This is a genomic window from Schleiferilactobacillus shenzhenensis LY-73 (genome assembly GCF_000469325.1).
GTDB classification, from domain to species: Bacteria; Bacillota; Bacilli; order Lactobacillales; family Lactobacillaceae; genus Schleiferilactobacillus; species Schleiferilactobacillus shenzhenensis.
The window spans coordinates 128,887-137,603 of the sequence record NZ_KI271587.1; the positions used below are offsets into that span (position 1 = coordinate 128,887).

Sequence of the window (8,717 nt, forward strand, 5' to 3'; positions counted from 1 at the left end):
TTGCCTATCTTTCTGTTTTGTATTTCTGAGCATGTAGGTGAGTTAAGCCATACAATGGCCCTAGATTGGAAACCAAGTAAGCAGCTGACCCTAACACTGACATCCGAAACTCTGTATCGATTTTATCCATATTCAGACGTCGGAATAATCGTAATGTTAGCAGATATCGCATGGTCGTGGGTGCCCAAAGAGTTATGCAAAACAAAGCGCTAATTACCCAATTCTGCGTCACTAGGAGTGCAACTGCCAGCAAAACGTATGCTGATGGTAGTAACACCCACGCAGCCGCACCTCTTAACTGATTCATCCAATACAAGAACGCCCGTGTATTAAAAATCTCGTCGGATAACGAATGGTAAATTTTAGTCGTTTCTGATAACGTTTTAAACCAGTTGGCATTCTGCTTTATCAATACTGACATAGACTTCGGTGCTTCAGCGATCTCCACTGTATCAATGGGAACGGCGCGAACGCCAATACTACGCAAATAAAAGCTTAGGTAAATGTCTTCGCACCAAAACCGGGTTGTAAAGCCACCAATTGCGTCTAAGAAGTCAAAGCGCAGATACAGTCCGTGTCCAACAACATGTGACCTTAAATAATCCGAATACAGAATAGAGTTGGTGTATCCATTCGTTAACTCGAAATTTGTCTGGTAAACGGCGAATCCACGCATTAACGGGCTCAAACTATCCAAATTTAGGAAAAAAGCTGAATACTCCTGCATAACTTTGGGCCAAGAGCGGTCAAACGCTTTGGCGTACACCTCGCGAAACACATTTCTTCCTGGTCGGCTATCGGCGTTGTAAACAACGAAGTAGCTTTTTGACCAATTTGCGTGAGAATGTTCCTTGATGTAGCGTGCGGCGTAGTTTAGTTGGTGCGCCATCATCCCGTCGGTTTTCGGATAATTAAGCAACGTAACCCCGCTGTATCTTAATGATCCAGTAATCTTTTTTCGAATAACAGAGTACGTCGTTACGTAATCCGATGACCTCGCTTCAGCCTTTTCTTTTTCAGTGGTTACAATCACGAGATGGATATTTTCACTGTTAGAAGTAAGCTCAAGAAAGTAGTCCATGGTGTCCAGAATTGTTGTCTGTTCACGCAAGCAGGGAATAACAACAAACAATTCTGGAGTCTCGGTCTTCTGGCCCGCTTCCTGCCGTTTACTATTTTGCAGGCTTTCTAATCTTTCAATAACAATATGGTTTCTGACCATGTGCCACGAAAGCTGAGCCAAGAGTGCCAAGCAAATCATCAGAGCAATTCCTGTCAACGTCATATACGATACCTCCTTATTTACGCTCACGTTCAATTGTTGCCCATGTAGGGTCCACACTTGGTTCTACTAATCTCTGATCGCGGCTGTTGCCATTTTGTATACCTCTTCCGGAGATAAACCAGTTGTTTCCAACAACACAGCAGAATTTCCCAGGCGACTAAACTGTTCTTCCAGGGAAGTCTCCTGACCAGATCGGGTTGACTCCTCTGTCCAAACTGAACGAAGCATATGGCTACGAGATAAATTACGTTGTTGTGATTTTTCTGCATCAGCTCGCAACAACAAATTGCAATCAGGTAATCGCAGATGGTATTCATGAACTTTATCCCAAAACTTCAAAAAACGTTTTTCTGCCAGTTCATAAGCATCTGGAACCAACCCTCGTTTTCTGAAAGCGTACGCCGTTGCCACAATAGAATACGCAGACTTGTCTATCACCACATTCTGCCCGTGTTTGATTCTGTAGTTTGCGTCGAATAGTTTCTCAAACTCCAAATCGAACAGGATATCTTGATTGCGGATTTCTTGTTCCCGCGACTGCGGCACGTTAAGAATGTCATCACCTGGCGCATCCAATCGTCTTTCCAAGTATCGAATGGCTTCTGGAACAACTGTGTATCCATCACGCTCGCGCATGTACTTGCAAAGTGTTGTTTTCCCCGAGTTCGAGATTCCCTCCACCAGAATAATCTTACCTTCTGCCATAATGTCTCCTCCGGATACCATTTTCTTACTATGCTCTGAGGCCTAAATGTCCTTGACTGAGATATTACTCCATGCTTCATCTCCATACAACCCAATATTTCATTTTTCTTCAAAAAAATACACGCATGGTCAAGAAACGCCCCGTTTCTTGACCATGCGTGCTTCCTTGCCCTTTTCGTAATACCCCGGCCGGAGGGGCTATTCTCATCAGTCACATCAAGTTCTTGCCAGCTGTGGCGTGAGTTATCAGAATACTGCCTTCAGTGGATCACTGCTTTCGCACCATTCTCCACGTCAGGCCATAAAAAGTCAGGAGCCCAGCGACGATCACTGCTCCCAATGTGATCTGTCCAGGCGTCGTGTCCAGCAGTCCTTTCTGCCACGCCGGCACCCGGGTGACAATACCGCTCAGTGCCATAACGATCATCAGGGGAACAAACGGCAGCCACATCTGCCGGTCCGGTTCCCGCCACAGTGCAATGGCGCCGCCGGCCACTAGGAGAAGGATCACTGCAATGCCCACACCACCACTGAGATATATCCGCCACGGTGTTTTCAGCAGCGTGGCGATTAAGAACCCGGGAATCAGCAGCACCATGATACCCAGGATGCGCCAGAGCGTGGTCCAGCGGTGCGGCGGCCGGTATGTCGACCGGGCAATCGCCGCCACGACCACCGTAGCGGCGCTGAGCCAATAAGCCGCCGTCAGCAGCAAGGTGCCCGCGTCGACCGGCACAGTCGCGATGGCCAGGGCGGGCAGCAGCATGATCAGTACTACGAACAGCAGCAGCCACCCGTACATCTTGACCACCCCCAGCCAGTGATTGGGCACTTCGGCCAGAATCGCGTCGGCCGTCTCTTGCGGTCGCTGGCCAAAATACGCCTCTGCGGTCACGCCGTCCTGTTGGGCCGCCAGAATATCTGTGAGAATCGTGAGCAGCTCCTGCTCTACCGCTTGGCTGTCCTTGAGAAAAGACTTCCCCCGAATGTACAGTAACAAATCTTCGTAATATTTCTTATTGGGTGCATTCAGCTGCTCCCGCAGCCGGTTATTATCATTGGTCAATTGGGTCGCGTTCTTAGTCATGGTCATTGCCCCCTTTGGCTGTCAGCAGTTGATTAACGTGGTCGCTTAAGGCATGCCACTGGGTAAGAAAGTTGGCCTGGGCCGCTTGGCCCGCCGGCGTGACGTGGTAGTATTTCCGGTCAGGCCCGTCCGGGGAGGCCCGCAGTTCGCTGGTGATCAGGCCTTTCTTCTCCAAGGACAAGAGCAGCGGGTAAATCGTTCCCTTGGGAATGCCGGCAAAGCCGTACTGGGCCAGTTCTTGGCTCAGTGTGTACCCGTAGTATTCGCCGTGACTGAGAATGATCAGGACACAGCCTTGCAGGACTCCTTTGAGCATTTGACTTTGCATATCCTGGGCCATGCCAGCACCTCCCTGGTCGACTATTAGGTATTACCAACTAGTTGATAAGCCTACTTTATCATGCCCATGACTAGTTGGCAATACCTACTAGCTGAAGAAAATAAAACCCGGCATTTCTGCCGGGTTCATACGTTCCAATCATTATGCGTTCTTTTTAGCGCGCGGCCGCCACCAAATACCGATGGCGAGCAAACTACTCAAGACTAAGGTCCAGCCAATGTACTGCCAGAGTTCCTCGGTAACGTCACCGGTTTGCGGCAGCGTACCGTGGGCCCCTTGGCGCTCGTTCGTCTTGGTGCCCAGCGTGGTCACGCCGGACTGGCCTGCCGCACTGCCATTAGCCGTCGCACCACCACCGGCGCTAGGTGTCACCGGTGTTGGCGCTGGCGCGGGTTGCGGACTCGGCTGTGGGGTTGGCGTTGGGTTCGGTGTCGGATTTGGCGTTGGGCCTGGTGTTGGCTTCGGTGTCGGGTTCGGCACGGGTACCGGCGGATCACTGGTCTGCACCTTTACGGTCTTTTGTTTGTGCGGATGGACTGTCACCGGGTGGGCCTCCGGATCGATGGCATAACCGCTGGGCGGCGTCACTTCTTTATAGAGATAATGGCCTTGGGATAAGCCGGTGAACCGCATGATACCGTTGTTGTCCGACTGGCGGGCAGCAACTTTAACAGTCGCCTTGCTCGTCTGCCGATAGAGGGCATAGGTCGCTCCTGCCAGCGGTTTCTGCGGTTTATCAGCGGCCGTCTTTTGCAGCAGCAGTGTCGCTGTCGCCGGCTTGATAGGAGCGGCGGGCTTGTCGGTGGTCGTCACGGTAGCAGTGCCGCCGGCCGTGACAGTGAAGGGATAAGACTGCGTATTCAAGGCGTAGCCATCCGCCGCACGGGTCTCCCGCACCTGGTAACTGCCGGGGGCTAAACCGCTGATCACCACCCGGCCCTGGGCATCGGTGATCCCGCTGGCCACCGGCTGCGCCGGAGCTAAAGCGGTCAAGACCGTGTACTGCGCACCGGCGACCGGTTTCTGTCCATCATCAGCGGCCGTCTTCGTCAGGATCAGCGTCCCGGGACCGCTGGGCACGATCGGCGTGGGCGTCGGCGGCGTCTTTTCGTCCGGCACGGTCAGCGCGGTCGTTTTCTTCCCTTGAATCGTTACCTGATACTGCTGGGTATTGCGCAGATAGCCCTGGGGGGCAGTCTTCTCCTGGACCGTATACTGGCCAGGGGCGAGTTTCGCCACGGTCGCTTGGCCCGACTGGGTCGTGGTGTAATCGCCGACCGGGGTGCCGGAAGGCCCGGTCACCGTGAAGACCGCCCCGGCCAAAGGCTGGCCCTGGGTATCCGTCTTCGTTAGCGTCAGTGTCCCAACCGTCGGCTCCACCGGCGTCTTCACGTCTGTCACAGATACCTTAGCGGTTTTATCCGCGACCACAGTGACGTGATGGGCCGTCTTATCTTGTGCATAGCCCTGGGGCGCTTTGACTTCCGTCAGCGTGTATTTCCCTGGGACCAGCTTGGCGAAGGTGATTTGACCGACCTTATCGGTCACCGCCGTTTGAGCTGCCGTACCGTCTTTATCGTTCGGTGCCAACTGATAACGCGCGCCAGCTACCGGATCATGCCCGTCCGTCTTTGTCAGCTGCACCGTTCCCGTGGGGTGCACGATCGGCGTCTTCACGTCTGTCACGGGTACCTTAGCGGTTTTATCCGCGACCACAGTGACGTGATGAACCGTCTTATCTTGTTCGTAGCCTTGGGGCGCTTTGACTTCCGTCAGCGTGTATTTCCCTGGTACCAGCTTAGTAAAGGTGATTTGACCATCTTTGTCGGTGGTTGCCGTCTGGGCGGCCGTCCCGTCTTTATCGTTCGGTGCCAGCTGATAACGCGCGCCGGCCACTGGGTCATGCCCGTCCGTCTTTGTCAGTTGCACGGTCCCCGTGGGGTGTACGACCGGTGTTCTCTCATCGGTCACCGTCACCTTCGCCGTTTGGCCAGCCGTCACAGTGACGGACTGGTCCGCCGCTGCTTGGTAGCCATCAGGGGCTTTCGTTTCGTGCAGCGTATACTTGCCCGCCGGCACTTTCGCCAGCACCGCCTGCCCCTGCTTATCCGTCGCGGCTTGGCCGACCTGCTTTTTATGGGTATTGATGAGGGCGAAAGCGGCCCCGGCCAGCGGTTGCTTTTGCTGATTGACCTTGGTAATCGCCACGGTCCCCGTCGTGGGCTGAGGGGCAACGGGTTTATCCGTCGCGGTCACCGCCACGGGGTGATCAACGCCCTGGCCTTGGGGCAGCACGACCCGCTGAGGCGTCGTGTCCAGTTGATAGCCGTTTGGTGCCTTCGTTTCAATTAAATAATATGTACCGATGACCAGGCTGCCGATCTTAAGCGTCCCGTCAGTGCTGGTAGTCAACGTCGTAATGTCCTGCCCGTTATAGTCCTTCGTCACGGGGACTTTGTCCGCATTGACCAGCCGGTACTGGGCATTGGGCAGTACCCGCTGATCCGCTGCGCTCCTTTTGGTCAGGATAATGGAATCCAGCTTGTCTGCCGTAACGTGGCTGGTCGTTCCGTCCGTCTCGGTGGCGTTCGCCGTGAGCGGTTGAGCTAAGGTGCTTGCTTTCATGGTCATGGCGCTTGTCCAGGTGTTGGCCTGATTTTCAATGACCGCGGGCTTCGTGAGGAGGACAAAATTCATGGCTTCATGAACGGGCTGCTTAAACGTAAATTGGACAACGGTGCCGCCGTCGGCTTGCGGTACCGGTGTGACTGTATAGGCACTCGGGGCCAAGGTGCCGGCGCTTTGAAACGGATTAGTCATATCGTTGTTCGGATATTGACCGTGGGTAATGGTCGCGGACTGGTAAGTTTGGTTCGGACTCAAGGTGAAACTGGCTACCGCCTGTGCCCAGGTGCTGGTCCCGGGATTCACCGCCCCGTTCCACGTCAGCTGGGTCGCGTCCTTACTGGTGTCGTTGGTATTGCCGCCTTGGCGGCCGCTGATCCAGCCAATCTGGTTGATCTGGGCATGATGATTATTACCGCCATCAGTCGACCCATACGCAATGAAGCTAAAACTGCCGTGGCGGTCTTTCAAGCTCTGCAGGGCGTCATTGAACTGAATCGTGCCCGTGTGACTGCCTGGTTTGATAGAGAAATGCCCAACGGTTTGATTATCGAAAGACAGATCCTTTTGCTGGGTCTCTTTGATCTGCAAGTTGCTCGGCAAGGTGAACGTCGCCGTGGTCTGCCCATTGATCGTTTGATCATCAGCCGCCGCCCACTGATAGGTGACGTCGTAGGCATTATAGGCATACAGGACGGCCGTATGGCTCACCGTCTTGTTGGTCGTCGGGTCGGTCACCGCCGCGGCGTCCGCCGTCAAACCAGTGATATTCGGCCCGGCGGCGTCCACGACGGCCGTGGGCAGACTGCCCAAGCTGCCGATAAGAAGAATCAACACCATCACCCAATTACCAATACGATGAAGAATTGTCCCATTTCTGTGCAAATTGACACTGCCAGCTTTCCTTCTGTTTTTCCATCCCAGCCCCCAAACTGACATGACAGTTGTTATACAATTCCATGGTAGCCTTGCCCCTTACCCGGCGCAAGGCCATGAGCGCGTTGAGACACCAAAAAAGCGCTGCCTTAAAGAACGGGCAGCGCTGAGTAATCATGTTATTTACTGGGCAAATGCCGGGGCTTGTTCCCAAACATCCCGCAGGACCTGGGTCTGTTCCCGATCCGGGCCAACCGAGAAGGTGAGCAGCGGCACACCGACCAGTTCCTGGATCCGCAGGACGTAGTTGCGGGCATTAGCCGGCAGTTCAGCGAGGGTCGTGCAGTGCGAAATATCCTCGTCCCAGCCGGGCATTTCTTCATACACCGGTTCGCAGGCGGCCAGCTCCTTCAAACTCGCCGGATAGTGCTGGATGACCTGGCCGTGGAGCTTATACCCCACGCCGATCTTCACGGTCTTCAACCCGGTCAGAACGTCTACGGAGTTCAGCGCCAGGTCGGTCAGACCGGCCACCCGCTTGGTGTGCTTCAGGACCACGGCGTCAAACCAGCCGATCCGCCGAGGACGGTGAGTAACGACACCATACTCATGACCAGCGTCGCGAATCGTATCGCCGATGCTGTCCAGCAGCTCCGTCGGGAACGGGCCATCGCCCACCCGGGAGGTATACGCCTTGGCCACGCCGACGACCCGGTTGATGTGAGTCACGCCCACGCCGGAACCGGAACCGACGCCGGCCGCCGGGTTGGACGAAGTCACGTAAGGATAAGTCCCCTGGTCAATATCCAGCATGGTCCCCTGGGCGCCTTCGAACAGCACGTTGTGGCCGGCATCGAGAATGTCGTTCAAGACGACGCTGGTGTCGGTGACGAACGGCGCCAGCTCCTGGCCGTAAGCGTAGAACTTATCGTAGATATCGTCGAAGGACAGCGGTGCACCGCCATAGATCTTAGTGAACAGTTCATTCTTCGCCGCCAGGTTCTCCTGCAGCTTCTCCTTGAAGGTGTCGGCTTCAATCAGGTCAGCCATGCGGATCCCGATGCGGGCGGCCTTATCCATGTAAGCCGGGCCAATCCCCCGGTGGGTCGTGCCAATCTTATCGGCGCCCTTGGCCTTCTCCATCAGTTTGTCCTGCTCAATGTGGTAAGGCAGGATCACGTGGGCGCGGTTAGAAATCTTCAGATGATCCGTGGTCACACCGGCATCGTGCAGGCGGTGCAGCTCTTCCACCAGGCTCTCAGGGTTGATGACGACGCCGTTACCGATCACTGCCGTCTTGTCCGGATACAAAATACCGGACGGGATTTGGCGCAAGGCATACGTTTGCCCATCTGTCTTAATCGTATGTCCGGCGTTATCGCCGCCTTGGTAGCGGGCAATTGCCTGTGCCCCTGCGCTGAGAAAATCCGTGATTTTACCTTTACCTTCGTCGCCCCACTGGGTCCCGACCACGACCGTTGCTGTCATGAATGTCCACCTCAAATTATTATTGTCGCGCGACTGGCGCGCGTTCGTTCTGGTTAAAAAATCACACCAGCTGATAATACCAGTTTGACGTTCATTTGGCAACGCAAAGCCGAATCGATGTCGGCTGGGCAGTTGTAATCATTCGTGAAAATTGGCGCGGCTCAGGAATTTAGTGTCTGGTCTCGGGTCCGGGTGACTACGGGCTCCGCAGGTTTGGGCTGGGATCGCCACGGACAGGTGACAAAGCTTGCCGGGCGCCGTGCCAAAGCTCCGCAAGCTCCGGCAAAACGGGCGGCGACGCGAAGCTAGTG

The 8,717-nt window shown here is 54.8% G+C and carries 6 protein-coding genes; all 6 read right to left on the reverse strand.

Translation table 11 applies throughout. The features are described 5' to 3' along the window. Positions 1–4: 4 nt before the first annotated feature. The 6 genes from L248_RS06810 to L248_RS06835 all read right to left on the reverse strand — a co-directional run bounded on the left by L248_RS06810 (position 5) and on the right by L248_RS06835 (position 8,406). Complete coding sequence (locus tag L248_RS06810; RefSeq protein ID WP_040535340.1) at positions 5–1,285, reverse strand: glycosyltransferase family 2 protein; 1,281 nt, start codon at positions 1,283–1,285, stop codon at positions 5–7. Between the two features lie 66 nt (positions 1,286–1,351). Continuing rightward, positions 1,352–1,990, reverse strand: a complete 639-nt coding sequence (locus tag L248_RS06815) for a nucleoside/nucleotide kinase family protein (protein ID WP_040535343.1) — start codon at positions 1,988–1,990, stop codon at positions 1,352–1,354. 268 nt (positions 1,991–2,258) lie between these two features. Further along, positions 2,259–3,077: a DUF1129 domain-containing protein gene (locus L248_RS06820; RefSeq protein WP_022529407.1), complete on the reverse strand. Its 819-nt coding sequence runs from the start codon at positions 3,075–3,077 to the stop codon at positions 2,259–2,261. Then, positions 3,070–3,417, reverse strand: a complete 348-nt coding sequence (locus L248_RS06825) for a PadR family transcriptional regulator (protein ID WP_022529408.1) — start codon at positions 3,415–3,417, stop codon at positions 3,070–3,072. The genes L248_RS06820 and L248_RS06825 overlap by 8 nt, the downstream gene beginning before the upstream one ends. A gap of 141 nt (positions 3,418–3,558) precedes the next feature. After that, positions 3,559–6,882, reverse strand: coding sequence for a SpaA isopeptide-forming pilin-related protein (locus L248_RS06830; protein WP_022529409.1), 3,324 nt, complete (start codon positions 6,880–6,882; stop codon positions 3,559–3,561). Between the two features lie 219 nt (positions 6,883–7,101). Continuing rightward, positions 7,102–8,406, reverse strand: a complete 1,305-nt coding sequence (locus L248_RS06835) for an adenylosuccinate synthase (RefSeq protein ID WP_022529411.1) — start codon at positions 8,404–8,406, stop codon at positions 7,102–7,104. Positions 8,407–8,717 lie beyond the last annotated feature (311 nt).